This is a genomic window from Cupriavidus sp. 2TAF22, assembly GCF_052115045.1.
Lineage (GTDB): Bacteria > Pseudomonadota > Gammaproteobacteria > Burkholderiales > Burkholderiaceae > Cupriavidus.
The window spans coordinates 27615-49708 of sequence record NZ_JBFRFX010000044.1 but is presented as its reverse complement, the minus strand read 5'-3'; the positions used below and the strand labels follow the sequence as shown (position 1 = coordinate 49708).

Below are 22094 nucleotides of genomic sequence, written 5' to 3'. Positions count from 1 at the left end.
TTGGTTGCCGTATCATCGCCCGCTCATCACCTGTCGTCACCATTTGGCGGGCACTCGCCGAGCGCCTGATATCCACCGCATGGAGAAAACCATGAAGCGTTTTGCACGTCTTAATACTCTCAGCGCCTTGCTGCTTGCCGCCAGCCTGACCACCGGCGTTGCCCATGCCCAGCTTGCTCCCTCCGCCCCTGCCGCCGGCGCGCCGGCACAGGCCAGCGAAGCCCGCAAGGCCAATATCGTGATCATCGGCACCGGCGGCACCATCGCTGGCGCCGGTGCCGCCGCCACCAATACCGCCGCCTACCAGTCGGCGGTGGTGCCGGTGGACAAGATCATCGCCTCGGTGCCCGAGATCTCGAAGATCGCCAACGTCAAGGGCGAGCAGGTCTTCCAGATCGGCTCGGAGAGCTTCAACAACGAGCGCCTGCTCAAGCTTGGCAAGCGCGTCTCGGAGCTGCTCAAGCAGCCGGACGTGGATGGCATCGTGATCACCCACGGCACCGACACCATCGAGGAAACCGCTTACTTCCTCAACCTCACGCTCAAGAGCGACAAGCCGGTGGTGGTGGTGGGATCGATGCGTCCGGGCACGGCGCTGGGCGCGGACGGCGCGCTTAACCTGTACGACGCGGTGCTGGTGGCGTCCAGCCCGGAATCGCGTGGCAAGGGCACGCTGGCCGTGCTGAACGACGAGATCCACACCGGGCGCGACGTCACCAAGACCAATACCTTCAAGATCGAGACCTTCCGCTCGCCGTTCGGCCCGCTGGGCTACGTGGTGGAAGGCCGCACGCTGTACTACCGCCTGGCGGCGCGCCCGCACACCATGCAGACCGAATGGGACATCGACAAGATCGACAAGCTGCCTGAAGTTGCCGTGGTGTACGCCTACGGCAACGTCAATCCGGCCAGCATCGATGCGGCGGTGAAGAACGGCGCCAAGGCCATCGTCTATGCGGCCACCGGCAATGGCAGCGTGGGCGACTACATGGTCGAGCCGCTCAAGGCCGCGCGCGCCAAGGGCGTGCAGATCGTGCGTGCCTCGCGCACCGGCAGCGGCGTGGTGGTCCGCAACGCCGAGCAGCCGGACGATAAGTACGACTGGCTGGTGACGGACGACCAGCTGCCGCAGAAGGCCCGCATCCTGATGGCGCTGGCACTGACCAAGACCAACGACACCAAGGAACTGCAGAAGATCTTCTGGAAGTACTAAGCGGGTAGAAGGCGTGCACCAGTCGAGTACCCGGTACCTTGCGCTTGTCCGCGCGAGGCCGGGGAGGGATGTTGCAATTTCAGCATAATGCCGCGCAAAATTTGCATCGTGCTACCGGGCTTCCACCGATTTGTGCAGTGCCGCGTTGCCGTATGATGTGCCATAGACAGCGCGTCCCCCCTGATGTTGAGTACATTCCATTATGGAAACCAAGTGGCTTGAAGACTTCCTGTGCTTGGCTGAAACGCGCAGTTTTTCGCGCGCGGCAAGCGACCGGCATATCACCCAGTCGGCGTTCAGCCGACGCATCATGGCCCTTGAGGAGTGGCTTGGCGTCAGCCTGGTTGACCGCAGCGTGCATCCGGCAACGCTGACCACGGCAGGCTGGCTGTTCCGCCGGCTGGCCGCCGACCTGTTGCGTGACGCTTATGCCGCACGCGCGCTGCTGAGCAGCCGTCAGCCGCTTGCCGAGAGTGGCCAGGTTATCCGCTTCGCGGTGGCGCACACCCTGGTCTTTACCTTCTTCCCAAACTGGCTCAAGTGCCTGCACGAGCGTTTCGGCTCGTTGAGTGCCTGCGTGCATGCGGTGAACGTGCCGGAGGGCGTGCAGCAACTGGTGGATGACGATTGCGACATCCTGCTGGGCTACCACCATCAGCAACTGCCGATCCTGCTTGACCCGAACGGCTTCCCGTTCCTGATGCTGGGCGTCGAGCGGATCCTGCCGTTCTCGGCACCGGACAAGCAAGGGCAGCCGATCTTCCGGCTGCCCGGCACGAGCGCCAATCGCTTGCCTTTCATGGCCTATTCATCCGGCGCGTTCCTTGGCAACGTGGTCGAGATGATCCTGCTCAATGCGCCGGAGCCCTACGGGCTGCAGCGCTGCTTCGAGACCCATATGTCGGAGGCCCTGAAGGCCATGGTCGTGGCCGGGCACGGGGTGGGCTGGTTGCCGRAGAGCTGCGTCAGCGACGAGCTGAAAGAGGGCAAGCTGGTGGTGGCAGGGCCTGCCGCGTGGGCGACCAGCCTCGACATCCGCCTGTACCGTTCGGTGGCCAGTCCGAAGCCGCTGGTCGAAGAGTTGTGGTCCGCTATCAGCCAGGTGCCGGACCCGCAATTGATGATGCAAAAAACCGCGGAATCGAGCGACTGCGGAATGCTGTAAGGCCGGGTCCCGGGCCGCGGTGGTTGGCGACCCGGGCGGCTACCTTGGCGATTGGCCTCGGGGATCTATCGTCGGTCGATCAGCCAGCCGATCAGCACGCCGACAGCGGCCGCCACGCCGATGGCCGTCCACGGGCTTTCATGCACATAGTCGTCCGCGACGCGCGCCGTGTGGCGGCTCTTTTCCACGACGACGTATTGCACATCGGCGATTTTCTTCTTTGCCTTCTTCAGGCGTTCCTGCACCTTGCCCGGCTCGTCCGCGGCCGGCTTGCCGGGGGCATTGGTGGCATTGGTGGCAGGCACCAACAGGCTATCGACTTCACGCAGCGCGCTACCGGTATTCGACATTTCTTTCTCCTCGTTGAATGGCTACCGCAATGAAAGACCTTATCGCGTTAAAAGGTCCGGCTCATTGGGTCTGGCTAGCATAAGGAACATCCGGCGCGTAAATAAGAGCCAATCGGGATTTGTTGATGGAACCGCCTCCCGGCGGTCCACGCAGGCCTGTGCGTTGCTCGCGCCGGTAGATCAGCCGAGTTCCATGCAGAGGTATTTCATCTCCAGGTACTCGTCGATGCCGTAGCTGGAGCCTTCGCGGCCGAGGCCGGATTGCTTGACGCCACCGAACGGTGCCACCTCATTGGAGATCAGCCCCGTATTGATGCCGACCATGCCGTACTCCAGCGCCTCGGCCACGCGCCACACGCGGGCCATGTCCTTGGAGAAGAAGTAAGCGGCAAGACCGGACTCGGTGTCGTTGGCCATGGCGATGACTTCCTGGTCGTCCTTGAAGCGGAACAAGGGCGCCAACGGGCCAAACGTTTCCTCGCGCGCGACGCGCATGGCAGCGGTGGCATCAGCCACCACCGTGGGCTCGAAGAAGGTGCCACCAAGCGCATGGCGCTTGCCGCCCGTCAGCACCCGTGCGCCATGGACGAGCGCATCGGCGATATGGCTTTCCACCTTGGCGACGGCGTTGGCATCGATCAGCGGCCCTTGCGTGACGCCGCTGTCGATGCCGTGCCCGGGACGCAGGGCGCTCACCGCGCGCACCAGCCGGCTGGCCACCTCCTCGTACACGTTGTCGTGCACATAGATGCGGTTGGCGCAGACGCAGGTCTGGCCGCTGTTGCGGAATTTCGAAGCCAGGATGCCGTCCACCGCGCGGTCGAGATCGGCGTCCTCGAACACGATCAGCGGCGCATTGCCGCCGAGTTCGAGCGAGAGTTTCTTGACCGTGCCGGCGCATTGCGCCATCAGCAGTTTGCCGATGGCGGTGGAGCCGGTGAAACTCAGCTTGCGCACGGCCGGGCTCTCGCACAAGACGCCGCCGATCTGGACCGGGTCGCCGGTGACGACCTGCAGCACGCCGCGGGGCACGCCGGCTTCTTCGGCCAGCGCGGCCAGCGCCAGCGCCGTCAGCGGGGTCTGTTCGGCGGGCTTCACGATCATGGTGCAGCCCGCGGCCAGCGCCGGGCCGGCCTTGCGCGTGATCATGGCGGCGGGGAAGTTCCAGGGCGTGATCGCCGCGCACACACCTATCGGCTGGCGCAGCACCAGCAGCTTCTGGCCGGCGCGCGGGCTGGACAGTACGTCACCGTCCACCCGCTTGGCTTCTTCGCCGAACCATTCGAGGAAGGAGGCCGCGTAGGCGACTTCGCCACGCGCTTCGGCCAGCGGCTTGCCCTGCTCGGCGGTCATCAGTTGCGCCAGGTCTTCCTGGTGCGCCAGCATCAGGTCGGCCCAGCGGCGCAGCACCGCGGCGCGGGCCTTGCCGGTCAGCTCGCGCCACGCCGGCAGCGCGCGCGCGGCGGCCTCCACGGCTTGCCGGGTTTCGGCGGCGCCGCAGCCCGGGACGGTGCCGACCACATCGTGGGTGGCCGGGTTGCGCACCACCAATACGGCGGCGCCGGCGGCGCCGGTCCATTCGCCATCGATCAGGCAGGCGCTGCGCAGCAGCTCGGGTCGTTGCAATTTCAAGGTGTCTCCCACGGTGTCTCCCTTTATGCGGTGATGCCGGCCAGCACCTTCGTCAGCACCACCAGTGCGGCGTCGAACTGGGCTTGCGGGATGGTGAGGGGGTAGAGGAAGCGGATGGTGTTGCCGTACGTGCCGCAGGTCAGCAGGATCAGCCCTGCCTCCATGGCGCGCTGCTGCACCCGCTTGGCCAGCTCAGCGCTGGGCTGCCCGGTGGCCGGATCGTAGAACTCCACCGCGATCATGGAGCCAAGCCCGCGGACGTCGGCAATCACCGGGCAGGTGTGGCTCGCGTACTGCAGCACGGCCTTCAGTTGCTCACCGAGCGCGGTGGCGCGGTCGCATAGATGCTCTTCTTCAATGGCGTCGATCACCGCGTGGGCGGCGGCCACCGCCAGCGGGTTGCCGGCGTAGGTGCCACCCAGGCCGCCGGGCAGCGGCGCATCCATGATGGCGGCGCGGCCGCACACGGCCGACAGCGGCATGCCGCCCGCCAGGCTCTTGGCCATGGTGATGAGGTCGGGCGCCACCGGGTAGTGCGACATGGCAAAGAGCTTGCCGGTGCGGCCGAAACCGGTCTGCACCTCATCGGCGATCAGCAGGATGCCGTGCTTGTCGCACAGCGCGCGCAGCTTCTGCATGAAGTCCACCGGCGCCGGGTGGAAGCCGCCTTCGCCCTGGACCGGCTCGATGATGATGGCCGCCACGCGCTGCGGGTCGATATCCGTCTTGAACAGCGACTCCAGCGCCTGGATGGATTGCTCGGTGCTCACGCCATGCAGGTCGCACGGGAACGGCGCGTGATAGATGTCGGACGGGAACGGCCCGAACCCGACCTTGTACGGCGCCACCTTGCCGGTCAGTGCCATGCCAAGCAGGGTGCGGCCATGGAAGCCGCCCGAGAACGCGATGACGCCAGGGCGCCCGGTATGCGCGCGGGCGATCTTGACCGCGTTTTCCACGGCCTCCGCGCCGGTGGTGAAGAGGGCGGTCTTCTTCAGGCCATCGATCGGCACCAGGGCGTTGATGCGCTCGGCCAGCGCCACGTAGCTCTCGTAGGGCACGATCTGGTACGCGGTATGCGTGAAGCGCTCGAGCTGCGCGATCACCGCCTGCATCACGCGCGGATGGCGGTGGCCGGTATTGAGCACGGCAATGCCACAGGCAAAGTCGGTGTACTGGCGGCCTTCCACATCCCAGAGCGTGGCGTTTTCCGCCCGGTCTGCATAGAAGTCGCACATCACGCCGACGCCGCGGGGGGTGGCAAGGGCGCGGCGCTGATTCAGTTCGAGGTTCTTCATGGGCTCTCCGTGTTGCTTGGTATGGCCCGGGCGGCGCTTGCCGGCCGGGCGCGGTTCTCGCGGGTTTTCGCTGGCTGTCGATCGATCGCGATCGCAACGATGCAGTGCATTTCAACTTCCTTTGGCACTACAATCCAGTACCGCATTCCCATATCTGATGGTGCCAATTGAGATCGATCTGTGGCGACTTGCTGCTTCAGCGCCTGGGTCCGGACGGTCCCGCAGCCCTTGCGAAACCGCTGAATCGCAGTCTTTACGAGTGCATCCGCGGCGCCATCCTCGATGGCAGCCTGGGGCCCGAGACCCGTCTGCCGCCATCGCGTGACCTTGCCTCCGAGCTCGGCATGTCGAGAAATACCGTGATGTTTGCGTACGAGCAGTTGCTGGCCGAGGGCTATGTGCATGCCCGTACCGGCAGCGGCACCTTCGTGGCGGCCACCGCGCCGGAGGCCTATCTCAATGCCAAGGCCAGCCAGGCCAGCAGCGCGCAGGCCCGGGCCATGCCGGGCCTGTCGCCGCGCGGCGTGGAATTGCTGGCCAATGCCTCGGCGTCGCCATCGCAGTGGGGCGCCTTCATGCCGGGCGTGCCGGATGTGACGCGTTTCCCGCACCAGCGCTATGCGCAGATCGCCGCCCGCCTGTGGCGCAATCCGCCGCCCGAGCGGCTCAGCTATTGCCATGGCGGTGGCTTGCCCGCCTTGCGCGAAGCCGTGGCGGCCCATCTGCGGGTGGCGCGATCGGTGCAATGCGACGCCGCCCAGGTGCTGATTACCGAAGGCATTCACCAGGGCATCGACCTGCTGGTCCGCATGCTCGGCATGTCTGGCGAGCACGCCTGGGTGGAGGAGCCCAGCTACTGGGGGATTCGCGGCTTGCTGCAGATGAACGGCATCCACATGATGCCGATCCCGGTCGATGAGGAAGGGCTGACGATTCCGGCGGGGAAGGACGCAGGCCAGCCGCCGCGCTTTATCTTTGTCACGCCATCGCACCAGTATCCGCTCGGCGCCGTCATGAGCCTGACGCGGCGGCGCGCGCTGCTCGAATACGCCCGGCGCCAGGGCAGCTGGATCGTCGAGGACGACTATGACAGCGAGTTCCGTTTCTCCGGCCAGCCAATCCCGTCGCTGCAAGGCATGGAGCCGGATGCGCCGGTGATCTATATCGGCACGTTCAGCAAGACGCTGTTCCCCGGGCTGCGCATGGGCTACATGGTATTGCCGCGCGCGCTGGCCGGCGCCTTCCAGACCGCGCATTCCGAGCTGTACCGCGCCGGCCACCTGATGACGCAAGCCACCGTGGCCGAGTTCATGCAGGCGGGCGACTATGCCGCGCATATCCGCCGCATGCGGCTGCTCTACGGCCGCCGCCGCGCCATCCTGGCCGGGTTGATCGAGCGCTATCTGGGACCCGAAGCGCTGCACCGCTACGGCAGCAATGCCGGCTTGCACCTGGTTCTCTGCCTGCCGGACAGCGCGGACGATGTGGCCATTGCGGAGCAGGCCGGGCGCCGGGGCATCCTGGTGCGGCCGCTGTCTCGGTATTTCCTGGGCAGTGCGGTGCAGCGGGGGTTGTTGCTCGGGTATGCGTGCGTGCCGGAGGAGCAGATAGGGCCGGCGTTCGAGGTATTGCTGGGTTGCTTGCGGGACGTCCGGCTGCTGTCGCACTGAGCAAGACGAGGAGGGCGGCCCCCGGTCCGGTCCCTGGCGTCACGGCTTGCGGACGCCGTTTTTAAGCAGGAAGACTTTGCCGCAAGGTATCATTCGTTCCCGGTTAGCATCCGGTGGGCATCTGGTTTGCGCCCGGCTCACGCGCTAGCGTGGCGCAAGTACGGCACGCGCCACTCCCCGAGCCAGGGATGTTCCGCTTGCGTCTCGCCAGGATTTTTTTGTGATCCGGGCGCGGTTTCAACGATGTAGCCTGTCCGGCGGTTGCCTGGTGGCCGGTTTCGCCACCAAGCCGCACGGATGTGGCCACCACCGGGTTTTGCCGCCCATATAAAAGTGACGGAGCGCCGGCCACCGCCGAAGGCCGCTCCGCGCGACGCGCGACGCATGAAGGCTTCCTGCATGCGTCGCTATCCATAGCCTGCTTGTCGCCAGAACTGGCGCCCGCCGGTTCGCATGCTTGCGAACCACCAGATAAAAGTTCCCTGATGTTTGGATTCCTCCGTAGCTACTTCTCCAGCGATCTCGCGATCGACCTTGGCACCGCCAACACCCTGATCTACATGCGCGACAAGGGCATCGTCCTCGATGAGCCCTCGGTGGTCGCGATTCGCCAGCAGGGTGGCCCCAATCCCCGCAAGACCATCGAGGCGGTGGGCAAGGAAGCCAAGCAGATGCTGGGCAAGGTACCTGGAAATATCGAGGCCATCCGCCCGATGAAAGATGGCGTGATCGCCGACTTCCGGGTCACCGAGCAGATGCTCAAGCAGTTCATCAAGATGGTGCACGACACCAAGCTGCTGCGGCCTTCGCCCCGCATGATCATCTGCGTGCCGTGCGGCTCGACCCAGGTCGAGCGCCGCGCCATCCGCGAATCCGCGCTGGCCGCCGGCGCCAGCCAGGTCTACCTGATCGAGGAACCCATGGCGGCCGCGCTCGGCGCGGGGCTGCCCGTGTCGGAGCCGTCCGGCTCGATGGTGGTGGATGTCGGCGGCGGCACCACCGAGGTCGGCGTGATCTCGCTGGGCGGCATGGTCTACAAGGGTTCCATTCGCGTGGGCGGCGACAGGTTCGACGAGGCCATCGTCAACTACATCCGGCGCAACTACGGCATGTTGATCGGCGAGCAGACCGCCGAGGCCATCAAGAAGACAATCGGCTCGGCTTTCCCGGGTGCCGAAATCCGCGAAATGGAAGTCAAGGGCCGCAACCTGTCCGAAGGCATCCCGCGCGCGTTCACGGTGTCGTCCAACGAAATCCTGGAAGCGCTGACCGAACCACTCAATCAGATCGTGTCGGCGGTCAAGATCGCGCTGGAGCAGACCCCGCCGGAACTCGGCGCCGATATTGCCGAGCGCGGCATGATGCTCACCGGTGGCGGCGCGCTGCTGAGCGACCTGGATCGCCTGCTGGCCGAGGAAACCGGCCTGCCGGTCGTGGTGGCCGATGACCCGCTGACCTGCGTGGTGCGGGGCGCGGGCATGGCGCTCGAACGCATGGACAAGCTCGGCAGCTTCTTCTCCTACGAGTAAGGGCTGGCCGGTCGCAACGAAGAAGGCCGGCCCTCGGGCCGGCCTTGCGCGTCGCAGTCCCGGCGCTTCGAAAGCGCCGAAAGCACCATCGAGCAACCGCGCTTAATCCCCCAGTGCCACCCCCTCGCGGCGCGGGTCGGCGCCGCCGGCCCATGCCCAGGTGCCATCGGGGCGCTGGCGGCGCATGATGGCCTGCGTGCCGCTGGTCATCTCGATCTGCGCGACCTCATGCCCGCGGTCTTTCAGGCCTTGCACCAGGGCCGGGCTGACCAGGCCGGCTTCCAGCTCCGTCGGTCCGTTGCGGCTGCCGAAGTTGGGCATGTTGATGGCCGCCTGCACGTCCATGTTCCAGTCCAGCAGGCCCACCAGCGTCTTGGACACGTACTCGATGATCTGCGAGCCGCCGGGCGAACCCACGGTTGCGACCAGCTTGCCGGTCTCGCGGTCGAACACCAGCGTGGGCGCCATCGACGAGCGCGGGCGCTTGCCGGGCTGCACGCGGTTGGCGACCGCCTTGCCGTTCTCGCTTGGCACGAACGAGAAATCGGTGAGCTGGTTGTTCAGCACGAAGCCGCGCACCATCAGATGCGAGCCGAAATAGCTCTCGACGGTGGTGGTCATGGAAATCGCGCCGCCGGTGTCATCCACCGCGACGATCTGCGACGTGGACACGCGCGGCGGCGAGCGGTCCGGCGCCAGCGCGAGTGTGGCGCCGGGTGGCACGCCGGCCTCCGCCTTGTCCATGCTCTCGTCGCCGATCAGGCTCGCGCGGCTTGCCAGGTAGTCACGGCTCAGCAGCCCCGCCACATTGACGGGCACGAAATCCGAGTCCGCCACATAGAGGCCGCGGTCCGCATAGGCCAGGCGCCCGGCCTCGGAAAGCGCGTGCACAGCGTCGATGCCCGGCTCGACGCCGGCAGGCGTGGCTACCTGTTTGGGCCGCAGCGCGGCGAGCGCGTATTTCGGATCTTTCGCCGCGAGCGCCTGCAAGGTGCCGAGCATCTGCGCGATCGCGATGCCGCCCGACGATGGCGGCGGCATGCCGCAGACCTTCCAGCGCTTGTAGTCGCTGCAGATGGGCGCGCGCTCCCTGGCGCGGTAATCCTTCAGGTCAGCCAGCGAGAGTGAGCCCGGGTTGGCACTCCCGTTGACCTGCTTGACGATCTCGCTGGCAATCGGGCCGGTATAAAGCACGTCTGGCCCGCGCTGCGCGATCTCGCGCAGTGTGTTGGCCAGCGCCGGATTCTTCAGTATGGTGCCGACCGGCCTGGGTTTGCCGTCCGGTGTCAGGAAGTAGGCTGCCATCTCGGGCGAGGCCGGGAGGAACTTGTCGGCGGCGATCTGCGTATAAAGGCGCGGCGAAATCGGGAAACCCTGCTCTGCCAGCGCGATGGCCGGCTCGAACAGCTTGGCCCAGGGCAGCTTGCCATGCTGGCGGTGAGCCAGTTCCAGCGCGCGCAGCACGCCAGGCGTGCCCACCGAACGCCCGCCGATCTGCCCTTCGCTGAAGCTCATGGGCTTGCCGTCGGGGCGCATGAAGAGGTTTTCGCCGGCACCGGCGGGCGCGGTCTCGCGGCCGTCGTAAGCCTGCACGCGCTTGCCGTCCCAGTACATGATGAAGGCGCCACCGCCGATGCCGGTGGCCTGCGGCTCGACCAGCGTCAGCACAGCCTGCATGGCGATGGCCGCATCGATGGCCGTGCCGCCCGCGCGCAGGATCTTGCGGCCGGCTTCGGTGGCCAGGGGATTGGCAGCCGCGGCCATATGCTTGTCGGCGTAAGTGGTGGTCATGCCCGGCCGGTAGCCGGACGAGACTTCCGGCGCCGCGGGCAAGGCCGTTGCCGCGGGAGCGGTTGTGGCCGGCGGCGCCGAGGACACCCCGGTTTGCGTCGAACATGCGCTTAGCAGGGCGAGCGCCAAGGCCAGCGGGCTGCCCCGGCGCATCAATGAAAACTGCTGAGTGGCCATTTCATCATTCTCCTGAAAGGAAAGGCATTCTAGAAATCGATGCTTGCACCCTCGGGGGTGGCAGAGCGGCGTACGGCCTCGATGGCTTCAAGCCGGCGTTTTGCCTCCTCGGGAAAGCGGGCAATGAGCGCGGCAATCAAGGTCTCGCATTGCGCCAGCGCGGGCACCTTCGTATCGAACGGTGAGCCGGTCTGTACAAAGCTGCTTAGCGTGGCCGTGGCGAAGCCGGCGATCGGCGACTTCCACTCGTCGGTAAGCAGGATGATCCTTGCGCCCAGGCGATGCGCCGCGGCGGCAAAGTCGATCACGCTTTTCTGATAGCGGCGATAGTCGAAGACGACCAGCGCATCGTCTGGCCCGATGTCGACCAGTGCCTCGTTCGCCCGCTCCAGGGCAGGCTCGACGAGACGGACCTTGGGACGGATATGCGTCAGGTGCGACGCGAGCCGCGAGGCCAGGAACAAGCTCGATCGTCCGCCGGTGCAGAACACGGCGGACCGCGCATTGCCGAGCAATTCGACGGCGGTGTCGAAGTCCTCCGGCGAAGCGTGCTGCGCCACGCGCTCGACCGACATCGCCAGGCTTGCCAGCGAACCCCGCTGGAAATCGTCTCCGAGTGCTGTGTTGCCTGGCGCGCCGAGCCGGGAGAGCGGCGAATTCATGGCCTCGTCGACCTCCGCCAGGAGCGCTCGCTGAAATGACGGGTAACCGTCGAATCCCAGCTTCACGACCAGCCGGTACACCGTCGGATCGCTGACCCCGGCTTGACCCGCGAGGTTCGAGATGGACGTCAGCGCGGCACTCGGGTAGCTGGCGAGCAGCGTTTCCACCACCTTCAGCTCCGACGTGGTGAAGCCGGCGGCCTGGTCCGCCAGCATTTCCCTGATTGATAACCTGGCCAAGCCGCTCTCCGGAAGGGACTGCCTTGCCACCATGCAGTGGGGCAGTGTTGCGTAATAAACGTTACAGCGCGTGAAACAAATCGGAGAATATCATTGGGCAGTTCGGCAAAGACCGAGTAAAAACCCTCAGTTTCGCCTGGCGGACGCTGCGTGTATTGTTTGTTGGTGAAACACTCGGCTCAGTTCTCAGCTTTTCTTGTAGCGTACGTTACAGACGTCCAGCACGCACCAAGATGTCACTAGCCAAGAGTCAGGACTCAACGAGCAGAGGGAGCGAAGACTTTGAAAGAGACGCCACTGATCGACTGGCTTCTCGGGCGCAGTCACTGGGCGCAACCCGACCGATCGGGCCTCCCCTTGAACCGGCAGTTGTTTGACGACATCCGCGGCGCGATCCTGGCCGGCCAGTTGTCGGCCGGTACGCGCCTGCCGCCGACGCGCGAGGTTGCCAAAGGCCTGAGCATCGCCCGCAACACCGTCCTGTATGCGTATGAGCGCCTCACCGAAGAGGGCTATACGCTGACACAGGGCGGCAGTGGCACCTACGTCGGCAAGGCACCGCCCGATCCCGCGCTGCGCGAGAGTGTGTTCGGCTTGAGCCAGGCGAGCGAGATCGCGCCGCCGCGCGAGGAATCGCGCCTGTCCGCAAGAGCCCGCGAACTGCTCGATGGCGCCGGCGCATCGGACCGGCAGGTGGGCTCGTTCGTGCTGGGCATTCCGGATGTCAGGCAGTTTCCACGGGCGACATGGCAGCGCCTGATCACCCAGGTCTGGAAAACCGCCTGCCAGGAACAACTGGGCTATGGCACGCGGCACGGCTGCCCGCCGCTCAAGCGCGCGCTGGCGCAATACCTGGCGCTCGCACGCGGCGTCGACTGCTCGCCCGAGCAGATCGTGGTGACGCAGGGCAGCCACCAGGCCATCGACCTGTGCGCCCGCTTGCTCGCCGATCCGGGCGATGTGGTGTGGGTGGAAGACCCAGGCTACTGGGGCGCGCGCAGCGTGTTTCGCGCCGCCGGCCTGAAGGTCGAGGCGGTGCCGGTGGACGCGCAGGGCATGCAGCCCCCGGTTGCGCCGCAGACCGCGCCCAGGCTCATCTTCGTCACCCCGTCGCACCAGTACCCCAGCGGCGTGGTAATGAGCCTGGCACGCCGTCGCTTGCTCACGGAGCTGGCGCATCGCTACGGCGCCTGGATCATCGAGGACGACTACGACAGCGAGTTCCGTTACCACGGCGCGCCCCAGCCATCGCTGCAGGGCCTCGATCCCCATCGCAACACCATCTATGTGGGCAGCTTCTCCAAGGTGCTGTACCCCGGCCTGCGGCTCGGCTTCCTGATCCTGCCGCCGTCACTGGTGGATGCCTTCGCCGTAGCACACTCCGAGTTGTATCGCGGCGGGCAGCTGCAGATCCAGACCGCGCTGGCACTGTTTATCGCGGACGGGCACTACGCCGCCCATATCCGGCGCATGCGCAAGATCTATGGCGAGCGCCAGGCGCTTCTCACGCGGGAATTGCAGCGACGGCTTGACGGCGAGATCGATATCGTCGGCACCGACACCGGGCTGCACCTGACCGTCCTCCTGCGCCGCGCGGAGGATCACCTGGTATCGCGCGCCGCGCTTGCCCACGGGATCGTGGCGCGCCCGCTGTCGTCCTACTACGCGGACCCCCGGCGCTCGCAGAACGGCCTGGTGCTGGGCTACGGTGGGGTCAGCGAGGAGGAGATCGCTCCGGCGGTGGCCAGGCTGGCGGCGGCCATCGAATCGGTCGGCGGGGCCTGAGGCGGGTGGCCAAGACGCGGCGGGCTGCCTCGGCACGCGTTGCGCCGGATCGCAGAAGAACTGCCTCGCGGCCAGCGCCGCGGCAGATAAAGTGCGCTTGCCTCATGCCGCCGTCGTCGTCGTCGCCAAAGCTGGAGGGTCACGGCGCGTGGCGCTCTTCAATCGCGCACAGTCGTGCCGCGCAGTAGGAGAAAGCCGCGATGACCTCATACCCATTGGAGGGAGGGGCCGTTGCCGTAGAGAGTGCAGGCAGGGCGTAGAGGCGGAAAAGCGCCATGCTTGTGTCAAAGGCGGCCAACGAGGCGGCCAGCGAGGCGGGCTGGCCGAAGCTGCTGCCGACTTGGCAGACGGCCTGGGCGATGCCTGTCTATGCTCGGTTCATCGTCTGACACGCATGGAGTATGGCATGGCCTCGCAGCAACGGGAGGAGATCATTCAGCGCCTCTGGGACGACAGGGCACGACTGCCGGAGGATGCCTCGTTGTCGCACATGCGCGAGCACGCCGATGCCCTGTACGACGCGCTTCCCATTCCGGCTGGCGTCCGCTTTGTCGAGGGCAGCGATGTTCCCGGACTGTGGACCATCTCGCCGGGCTCGGCGAGCAATCAGGCGATCCTCTATCTCCACGGCGGAGGGTACGTCCTTCATACCCCTTGCCAGTACCGGACGATGACTGCCGCGCTATCGCGCGAAACGCATCGTGATGTCTTTGCGCTCGATTATCACCGGGCGCCAGAGCATCCTTTCCCACACGCTTTGCACGCTGCATACGAGGCTTACAAGTGGTTGCATGACCGGCTCGGCGAAGATCCCGCTATTGTCCTGGCGGGCGATTCGGCAGGAGGCGGACTTGCCGTGGCGCTGATGCTGATGTGCAAGCTTCACGACATGCCACTGCCCAAGGGGGCTTTCCTGATGTCTCCGTGGACGGACCTGACGCTCAGCGGCGACACGATCCGCACCAAGGCGCTCGTGGACGCGCGCATCTCGCTGGACGCCCTGCGATTCTTTGCGCGAAGCTACCTGCAGGAAGAACACGATCCGCGGCATCCACTGGCGTCGCCGGTGTTTGGTGACCTTGGTGGCTTGCCACCGATACTGATTCACGTGGGCGGAGACGAGATCTTGCTGGACGATGCGACGCGGCTTGCCGCGCGTGCGGCAGTGGCTGGCGTCGACATCGGGCTCCGGGCGTGGCCCGCCATGTTCCACGCCTGGCACATGTGGCATGGCATCTTGCCCGAAGCGCGTCAGGCCTTGCAGGAAGGCGCCGACTTTATCCGCGGGCGCTTCGCGGCTTGAGTGGGAGGACGGCAATGCAAAACGCTGGGATATCTCCACCCATGGAGGTCGCTATTCGCATCGACCCCGCGTCGCTGGCGCGCGTTAGCACCGTGCGCGTTAGCAGGACTGGCCGGTTCCGGCGGACGCAGGAGGCAATGACGCGCATCGGCCTGGCGTTCGCCTTGGACAACATGATCGCCTTGCCACTGCAATGCGATGCGGACGATTGCCTGGCGCGCATCCAGGTCATGTCGTCATCCGCGGTCAGCTGCGCCCTTGCGATCAAGTCCGCGCTGCTGTTCCTAGGGGTGGCAGCGGAACTGGTTTCTCCGCTTGCCGGATTCCACGAGGTATCTGCCCATGACAGAACGCAGTCGTAAACGGGGCCCACGGGGGGCCCGTTCAGCGCAAAGGGTGCGCGTCAACCCACCAGCAGCCGGTGCGTGAACAGCCTGTACAGCGTCCGTACCAGCAGCACGAGGATCACGGTGCTGAGCAGGAAGAGGATAAGACCGGCCAGGGACGTGAGCACCCACGTGTCGGCGTAGAGGGCATATTTCAGGGCGGCATTGGCCAGGGCCGCCATGGGGAAGCTGATTGCCCACCACGACGCCGCGAACGGAATGGAGCGGCGGAACACCTTGAACGACAGCGCGATGAACAGGAACAAGCCGAAGTAGAACAGCAGGCCCGCGAACATGTCGACGTGCCCGGTGATGTTGACATAGGCAAGGAAACCCACTTCGAAGGGCGCGATCATGATCATCAGCGAGGGGACCATGCCGCTGGGAAGCGGCTCGTGATGGACCACGCGGGAAAAGATCATGGTGAAGAACACCAGTGCCACCATCGTGCCCACGGCAATGGCAAACATGTTGACTTCATGCGCCCACGCCATCGGCATGGTGCCGCCGGCGACGGCGATGTCCAGCGTCGCGACACCCGGAATCAGCCATGCCGGCGCGGCGTGCGCCGGATCCTCGCTGCCACGGAGCAGGCGACCGGCAATGACGAACGTGAACGCGATGGTGAGGACGGTGCCGATCGTCCAGACAATCTGTCCGAGGCCTTCGCTGTAGGTGCCGACGATCGACGACAGCAGCAGGATGGCAATGGTCACGGTGCCGAAGAAGTTGCCGGCGATCGGATGGTTGAACTCCGCCTTCACGGCTGCGGGATAGAGCCGCCACTTGGCGAGGTAGCCGGCGGTGAGCGCCAGGAAAGTGGCCATGGCCACGACGCCGACAGCGTCGGCGACGAACAGGTCGGCACCAAAGACCTTATGGGCACCGCGCCATGCCAGGGACAGGCCGGACAGGCCCATGACGGCACCGAACAGGTTGACGTGAAGATGCTTGACCGAGCTGCGCTGATGATGCGTGGGGGCTACGGTCGTGGAGGCGATATTCATGATGTCCTCTGCGTCCTTGAACATCCGGCCACCTCGTGTGATGGGGCGGCCCGGGATTGCGTTGAAAGGATTATGGAAGCGGGATTGGAAGTCCGAAAGGAGGGCGATGTGTCAGTTTCAGCCAACGTGGTGGACTTGGGAGCCACAAGACGAATCCGTCTCGCCCAGGAAGAAGACGGCCCGACCGGGGGCCGCGCGAAGGACGAAAGCCATCGAGGTCACGTGGGAGCTATCTGCCAATGGTCACCACGGCTGGGCTGACGCGGGCGGTCCAACTGACCGGAACAGCGCAGCGGGGGCGCTGCTGCGGTGAAGTTGCCGATAGGCGATCGGGCTCAGGGAAAGGCGGCGCACAAATGCGCGGCGCAGTCCGTTCTGCCCGTTGAAACCGCATTGGTAGGCGATCCTCTTGAGAGGCGTGCCACTCTGCACCAGCAGGCGCCTCGCCATGTCCACGCGGGCGAGCTCGACAAAGTCGGCTGGCGTTGTCAGCGTCTCGCGCTTGAACAGTCGCGAGAAGTTGCGCACGCTCATGCCCGCCCGTTGGGCGAGCGCCTCCACGGTCAGGTCGCGTGCCACGTCGTCGAGGATCCATTCCTGGATATCGCGCATCGCATTCTGCTCGCTGGATTGGACCGCAAGCTGGAGACTCAGTTGGGGTTGCGCCCCGGCGCGCTTAAGGTACATCACAAGCTCTTGCGCCACCTGCAATGCCAGGCCGTTGCCGAAATCTTCCTCGACCATGGCGAGCGCCAGATCCATGCCCGCCGTGACGCCGGCCGAGGTGTAGACCGGGCCGTCCTTCACATAAATATGGTCCGGCTCGATACGGATGTCCGGATAAGCCATCGCGAGGCGCGCGCAGGTTCGCCAGTGCGTGGTCGCGCGTCGGCCTGCCAGCAGGCGCGCCCGCGCCAGCAGGAAGGCGCCAGCGTAGAACGAGCCCAGGCGCCTGACCTGGGTAGCCTGCCGGGCCAGCCAATCGATCAGCGGGCCGTCCTCCTCGTACGCTGCGATATGCGGCCCGCCGGCCACCAGCAGCGTATCGATGTCGTGCCGCGCTTGCTCGAGCGAGGCGTCGGGCAGGAAGCGTACGCCGTTTGACGCGGCGATCGGTGCCGTGTCTGGTGATAGCAGTTGCAGCGTGTATGCGCCGGGATCGCCGAGTTGACGGCAAGCCTCGCTGAATACGTCCATTGGGCCCGCGAGGTCGAGCATCTGGACCCCGGGCAGTGCAAGAAGGGCAATGTGCATGGCGACGACTCCTGCCGCATTGCGCCCATCTTTTGACAGCGTTGCGGCGCTGGTTCGAGGTCGTAGAAGGATAGGGGGCAGGGGCGCGTACCGTCTGCCAGAAACAGGCGATCCCTGTCAAAATCCGCTGACGCATCAACCCTGCAGGAGACCGGCGCCATTTGCGTGGCCTGCGAGTGGCCTGCCGAGCAAGGCGGCCGCCTCGGCGAGGTCGGATGTGCGCCACCCCTCCGTAAAGCGCTCGTAGCACGCCGCCAGCCGTGCCAAGGCGGCGGACGTCTCGGACGCTGCCGGCGCGGCTGCCGTCAATCTCGCCAGACTGAGTGCGGCGCGCAACTCCCACGACCTTGCGGACATGGTTTGCGCGGCCTCGATGGCATTGATCAGGCATTCGCGTGCCTCCCGGGGGGAGGCGCCGGCATCGGCAGTCGCGTCGGTCGCGTGTCTGCCCAGCAAGTCGCCCTTCAGCCGCAGCAACTCAGGTAGCCATGCGCGTTCCTCGCCAGACATCGCGCGCTCCAGTCCTTCGTCTACCACGGCCAGGCCGTGATAAATCTCCCCGGCTGCCAGGCAGGCCTCCGCATGCAGGCAGACGATGCCGGAGATGCCGATGGGGGCGAGCGCCTGGCGCTCGCGGATCGCCTGCTCCATGGCATCGAGATCGCGCACGTTGCCGGAGTTCAACGTGCGCACCCAGCCCTGGATCAGGTGACCCTGGGTGTGCCAGAAGCGGAAGCCGTGTGCCTCGCCGATGTCGATTTCGGCAGCCGCCGCGTTGGCGGCAGACTCGGTTTCGCGTCGCATCACGCAGGTGATGCCGAGCCAGTTCAGCGCATTGGCATGCACGAACGGCAAGCCGGTAGCCAGTGCCAGCGTCAGACCTTGCCGGGCCATGGCCAGGGCCTGGTCGGGATATCCAAGCATCCAAAGCGCCCAGGCACGCCCGCCGTGGGCGACCACCGCCGCATCATGGCCCGACAGCGGCTGGCGCAGCCGGGCGCTGGCGCTGTCGTATGCATGGTCGATTTCCGCGAGACAGGTCAGGGCCGATGCCAGCTCCCCCCGGTAGAGGTGCACGAGCCCCTTCGGCCAGAGCGAGTCGGCCAGTAGTGCGGCGTCTTGCTGGTGTCGCGCCGATGCCTCCAGTTCCAGCGCGTACGACTGCGCGCGAGCAAACTGGCAGCGGGCGAGCGCGGCGACGGCCAGGCCATGTCGCACCCTGTCGAGCTGCGCGGGCATGTCCAGACGGTCGATCAGTACGCGCGCCCGCAAGTAGGCAATCTCGAAGTCGGGACTGGCAATGCCGGCGGTCGCGATCAGCGATGGGCCCATCCCGACCTGGATGCGCAATTCATGGGCGTCGCGCTCTGCACTGGCTTGCGTCTGCTCCAGCAGGGACAGTCCCCGGCGGAAGTGCCGCACCGCCTCCGGATGCGCAGGGCGCGCAGAGGCGCGCTCGGCCGCGAGCGTGTAGTAATGCGCGGCACGCGCATAGTTGCCGGTCCGCTCGAGGTGGATGGCCAGTTCGGCGGCCACCTCTTCGACCTGTTCACCGTAGCGGCTCTCGAGATAGCCTGCGATGCGTCGGTGCCAGATCTCCCGCTGGGCCGCCGAACTCCGGTGCAAGCCAATCTGTTGATACAAGGCATGCAGGAAGGCATAGTGCGAGAGGGTAACGCCGGTCGCCTCCTCATCGGTCTCGACCCGGCGCAGATAGCGCTGCACGCGCGCCAGGTTGTCGCAACGGGCGGCGACATCCAATTCGTCGGTCGCCAGCGCGTAGGCGAGGGCCCCACTGTCAAAGTCGATTCCGATCACGCTCGCGGCCTCGATCATCCGTTGCGAGTCGGCATCGAGGCGATCCATGTCGGCTTCGATCAGCTCGCGCAGGCTCTCTGGAACGTGCGCCGTCACTTCCTCGACCGGCACCGCCAGCATCCAGCGGCCAGCCACGTGCCGCACCCGTTCGCGGGCGACCAGATCATTGATCAGCGCGGCAAGGAACAGGGGATTGCCGTCCGCGCAGCAATGCAGTGCTTCAGCCAGGGTCCCGGCCAGGGCAGGATCCGCAAACCGGTGTTCGAGAAGCTGCTTCACGGCGGCGCGGTCCAGGCCACCCGGGCGGAGCACCGTGCAATTGTCGAGCCTGTCGAGTGCGTGCGCGACGTGGCGGATGGGGTGCTCCGTGGCCAGAACGTCGGCGGGCCGATATGTGCCGATATGTGCCGACAAGAAGCAGGCGGGCCGGCGCCCGCCCGCGCGCCAGCAGGGAGACCAGATCGACCGTGGAGTAATCGCTCCACTGAAGGTCTTCCAGGGCAACGACAAGCAACGTGCTACGGGCGATCACCTCCAGCACCGTGACGAGTTCCCGCAGCATGCGGGCCTGTGTCGTTCCTGCCGTGCGCTGCTGCAAGGCGGACCGCTGGGTCTCGGTCACCAGACCCCCGAGTTGCATCAGCCAGCTTGGTGCATGCTCGGCAAGCAGTTCGGGCAGCCTGTTGTGGTACCCGTCGCGGCAGATGGTGTCCAGGGCCTGCAACAAGGGCAGATATGGCTCGCCTTGCCCATAAAGTTCAATGCACTGGCCGAAGGCGACGACCGCTCCGGGCACGCGCTGGCACTCGGAAAGGAAGCTGTCGAGAAGGACGGTCTTGCCGATGCCGGGTTCGCCGGTGATGAAAACGATCTGCCTCGCGCCCCCAAGGCATCGTTCGAGGCAGGCGTGCAATGCGGCGCGCTCGCGTTCCCGGCCGACCAGCCCTGGAGCGGGCGATTCGCAAACCTCCGGCATGGGTGCACCCGCAGCGGCGGCCTGGACGGCTGTGACTGGGGCGATGAAGCGGTAACCGCGGCGGGGAACTGTCTCGATGAAGGCGGGCGTCGCCGCATTGTCACCCAGTACCTGTCGTAGTTCGCGGATATAGCCCCGCAGCAGGCTTTCACTGACGTGGCAGTGACCCCAGACATTGCGGTGCAGTTCCTCGTGAGTGACGAGGCGGTCCGGATGTTCGAGCAGGTAGGCCAGCATGGCGAACGTCTTGGGCCGGACCTGCAGGAGAGTGGTCCCCCGCCACAGTCGCTCGTCCCCGAGATCGACACGGAATGGCGCAAACGTATAACCCGTAGCCACGATGTCAGCCTCTCACGGAAATGCCACCCAGAACTCACGCATCTTCCACGCGTTCATGTTAGGCGCTCCACGGTCACGCTTCTACGCTGGAATGGAGCCGGTGGTTGATCTGTCGGCGGCGCGGTGGTGCCATGCTGCGATGCGGCAAGCGTGGGCACGCCAGAGGGCATGGAGGAAGTCATGAGTACGGCATGGACAGATTCGCGCCGCGATCGCGGCACTGGCACGGCATGGATGCGCGCGGTACGGCGCATGGCGGTGCGGCACCGCATCGATGGCGCGTGGCGATGCGGTGGCCTGCACCGGATTGCCGCGCTACTGAAGGCGGCCAGGCATGTGCATGCCCCATCCGCATGTCGTGGCAGCCGGATTCGCCATGTACGCTAGTACATTGCGGGCCGGGGGACAGTCAGGGCAAGAGACTGCTTGTGTCGCGGACCATCGAACGAGAGCGCTTAGCTCACCGGCACTGACGGTCGTTGTGCCCGGCACGTCGCGCATGGAGAGCGGCGAAGAAAAGACGCACGGTGCCATCGAGATCGCCATCCCCCTTGCCGGAACCTGCGTCGAGATCCGGTATCAGACGGCTGCCGGACGAACCGCGAGGGCAAGCGTGGGCGGACATCATGTGTCGGTGATCCCGGCGGAGCAGCCGCACGCGGTCTCGTGGAAACGGAATGCCGGCCTGATCGCCCTTTTTCTGTCGCCCGACGTCATGGCGGATGTCGCCGAGACGCGCGGCCTGCGTCACTGGATGGTGTGGGAGAGCTATACGGCGCTTGACATGTTCCTGCGCAGAATCGGCGACTCGCTGCGCGCGGACATTGCCTGCGGGCATCCAGTGCCTTTGCTGTATCTCGACGCAATGGCGCAGGTGCTGGCCGTGCATTTGCTCCAGATGTACGGTTCCGCGCGGAGGGTGCCGGCATGCGCCGATGGCTTGCCCAGGCACGTCTTGAGCCGCGTGATCGACTACATCCAGGCCAATCTGGCCGGTGATGTCAGCCTGGCAGAACTCGCCGGCGTCGCGGCTGTCAGCCCGTCGCATTTCTCGCGACAGTTCAGGCTGGCGACGGGCCTGAGTCCACATCAATACCTGACGCAATGCCGCGTTGAGCGCGTCAGAGAGTTGCTTCTTTGTGGGACGCAGGGGCTCGCCGAGATTGCGCTCGAAGTCGGGTTCGTCAGTCAGAGTCACATGACCTCGGTATTCCGCAAGGCCACCGCCATGACGCCCGCAATTTTTCGCGATGGCACGCGCGATGCCCGGTCGGCGGGAGCACGTGCACGCAAGCCTGTAGCCATGCGGGCAGYGGGTGATCCGGCACATCTGGCCATGCCTGTTTAGTTCGCCGACAAGACAGGTAGTTGCGTTTGTGCTGCTGACTCACCGGACAGCTAGGGGACGCAAACACATGTATTACTAGGATCACTTGCAGAAGCCGGGCGCCCTGGCCGCTTGTGTCACAAAATCTATGTAATTCTATAGATTTTAGCGT

At 65.7% G+C, this 22094-nt stretch carries 17 protein-coding genes; 8 read left to right on the top strand and 9 right to left on the bottom strand.

Annotated features, from left to right (window positions below):
• The first annotated feature begins 91 nt into the window (after positions 1 to 91).
• Together AB4Z48_RS33925 and AB4Z48_RS33920 are read left to right on the top strand one after the other, a co-directional pair.
• Complete coding sequence (locus AB4Z48_RS33925; protein WP_441622179.1) at positions 92 to 1213, top strand: asparaginase; 1122 nt, start codon at positions 92 to 94, stop codon at positions 1211 to 1213.
• A 202-nt stretch (positions 1214 to 1415) separates the two neighbouring features.
• Entirely contained in the window at positions 1416 to 2378 is a 963-nt protein-coding gene (locus tag AB4Z48_RS33920; protein ID WP_441622177.1) for a LysR substrate-binding domain-containing protein, read from the top strand.
• Positions 2379 to 2443: 65 nt separating this feature from the next.
• Here the strand turns inward: AB4Z48_RS33920 and AB4Z48_RS33915 are convergent, their stop codons facing one another.
• From AB4Z48_RS33915 to AB4Z48_RS33905, 3 genes are all read right to left on the bottom strand, one after another.
• A complete protein-coding gene (locus tag AB4Z48_RS33915; protein ID WP_441622175.1) occupies positions 2444 to 2728 on the bottom strand; it encodes a DUF883 family protein in 285 nt (94 codons plus the stop codon).
• Between the two features lie 180 nt (positions 2729 to 2908).
• On the bottom strand, positions 2909 to 4360 hold the full coding sequence (locus AB4Z48_RS33910; protein ID WP_441622173.1) for an NAD-dependent succinate-semialdehyde dehydrogenase: 1452 nt from the start codon (positions 4358 to 4360) through the stop codon (positions 2909 to 2911).
• Positions 4361 to 4383: 23 nt separating this feature from the next.
• Entirely contained in the window at positions 4384 to 5658 is a 1275-nt protein-coding gene (locus AB4Z48_RS33905; protein ID WP_441622172.1) for a 4-aminobutyrate--2-oxoglutarate transaminase, read from the bottom strand.
• Between the two features lie 167 nt (positions 5659 to 5825).
• On the opposite strand from AB4Z48_RS33905, the gene pdxR (AB4Z48_RS33900) reads away from it, so the two are divergent.
• Both pdxR (AB4Z48_RS33900) and AB4Z48_RS33895 read left to right on the top strand, forming a co-directional pair.
• Positions 5826 to 7328 (top strand): MocR-like pyridoxine biosynthesis transcription factor PdxR, encoded by a 1503-nt coding sequence (gene pdxR, locus AB4Z48_RS33900; protein ID WP_441622170.1) that lies wholly within the window; start codon positions 5826 to 5828, stop codon positions 7326 to 7328.
• A 485-nt stretch (positions 7329 to 7813) separates the two neighbouring features.
• Entirely contained in the window at positions 7814 to 8857 is a 1044-nt protein-coding gene (locus AB4Z48_RS33895) for a rod shape-determining protein (RefSeq protein ID WP_441622168.1), read from the top strand.
• A 102-nt stretch (positions 8858 to 8959) separates the two neighbouring features.
• Here AB4Z48_RS33895 and ggt read toward each other — a convergent pair whose 3' ends face one another.
• Together ggt and AB4Z48_RS33885 are read right to left on the bottom strand one after the other, a co-directional pair.
• The gene (ggt, locus tag AB4Z48_RS33890; RefSeq protein WP_441622166.1) at positions 8960 to 10825 is read right to left on the bottom strand and encodes a gamma-glutamyltransferase; all 1866 of its coding nucleotides are present in this window, start codon (positions 10823 to 10825) and stop codon (positions 8960 to 8962) included.
• Between the two features lie 29 nt (positions 10826 to 10854).
• Positions 10855 to 11703 carry a MurR/RpiR family transcriptional regulator gene (locus AB4Z48_RS33885; RefSeq protein ID WP_441622164.1) on the bottom strand — a complete coding sequence of 283 codons (849 nt, stop codon included), beginning with the start codon at positions 11701 to 11703 and terminating at the stop codon, positions 10855 to 10857.
• Positions 11704 to 12009: 306 nt separating this feature from the next.
• Here AB4Z48_RS33885 and pdxR (AB4Z48_RS33880) point away from each other — a divergent pair, with 306 nt between their 5' ends.
• The 3 genes from pdxR (AB4Z48_RS33880) (at position 12010) to AB4Z48_RS33870 (ending at position 15177) form a co-directional block, all read left to right on the top strand.
• Positions 12010 to 13512, top strand: coding sequence for a MocR-like pyridoxine biosynthesis transcription factor PdxR (gene pdxR / locus AB4Z48_RS33880; protein WP_441622162.1), 1503 nt, complete (start codon positions 12010 to 12012; stop codon positions 13510 to 13512).
• 406 nt (positions 13513 to 13918) lie between these two features.
• Positions 13919 to 14815 (top strand): alpha/beta hydrolase, encoded by an 897-nt coding sequence (locus tag AB4Z48_RS33875; protein WP_441622161.1) that lies wholly within the window; start codon positions 13919 to 13921, stop codon positions 14813 to 14815.
• A 41-nt stretch (positions 14816 to 14856) separates the two neighbouring features.
• Positions 14857 to 15177, top strand: a complete 321-nt coding sequence (locus AB4Z48_RS33870; RefSeq protein ID WP_441622158.1) for a hypothetical protein — start codon at positions 14857 to 14859, stop codon at positions 15175 to 15177.
• A gap of 41 nt (positions 15178 to 15218) precedes the next feature.
• Here AB4Z48_RS33870 and AB4Z48_RS33865 read toward each other — a convergent pair whose 3' ends face one another.
• From AB4Z48_RS33865 to AB4Z48_RS33850, 4 genes are all read right to left on the bottom strand, one after another.
• On the bottom strand, positions 15219 to 16208 hold the full coding sequence (locus AB4Z48_RS33865) for an SLAC1 anion channel family protein (protein ID WP_441622190.1): 990 nt from the start codon (positions 16206 to 16208) through the stop codon (positions 15219 to 15221).
• 243 nt (positions 16209 to 16451) lie between these two features.
• Positions 16452 to 17462 (bottom strand): GlxA family transcriptional regulator, encoded by a 1011-nt coding sequence (locus AB4Z48_RS33860; protein WP_441622156.1) that lies wholly within the window; start codon positions 17460 to 17462, stop codon positions 16452 to 16454.
• Positions 17463 to 17597: 135 nt separating this feature from the next.
• A complete protein-coding gene (locus tag AB4Z48_RS33855) occupies positions 17598 to 19559 on the bottom strand; it encodes a hypothetical protein (protein ID WP_441622154.1) in 1962 nt (653 codons plus the stop codon).
• Entirely contained in the window at positions 19501 to 20595 is a 1095-nt protein-coding gene (locus AB4Z48_RS33850; protein WP_441622152.1) for an AAA family ATPase, read from the bottom strand. The genes AB4Z48_RS33855 and AB4Z48_RS33850 overlap by 59 nt, the downstream gene beginning before the upstream one ends.
• 499 nt (positions 20596 to 21094) lie before the next feature.
• Between AB4Z48_RS33850 and AB4Z48_RS33845 the strand changes: the two genes are divergently transcribed.
• Positions 21095 to 21943 (top strand): helix-turn-helix domain-containing protein, encoded by an 849-nt coding sequence (locus AB4Z48_RS33845; protein WP_441622150.1) that lies wholly within the window; start codon positions 21095 to 21097, stop codon positions 21941 to 21943.
• The last annotated feature ends 151 nt before the right edge of the window (positions 21944 to 22094 follow it).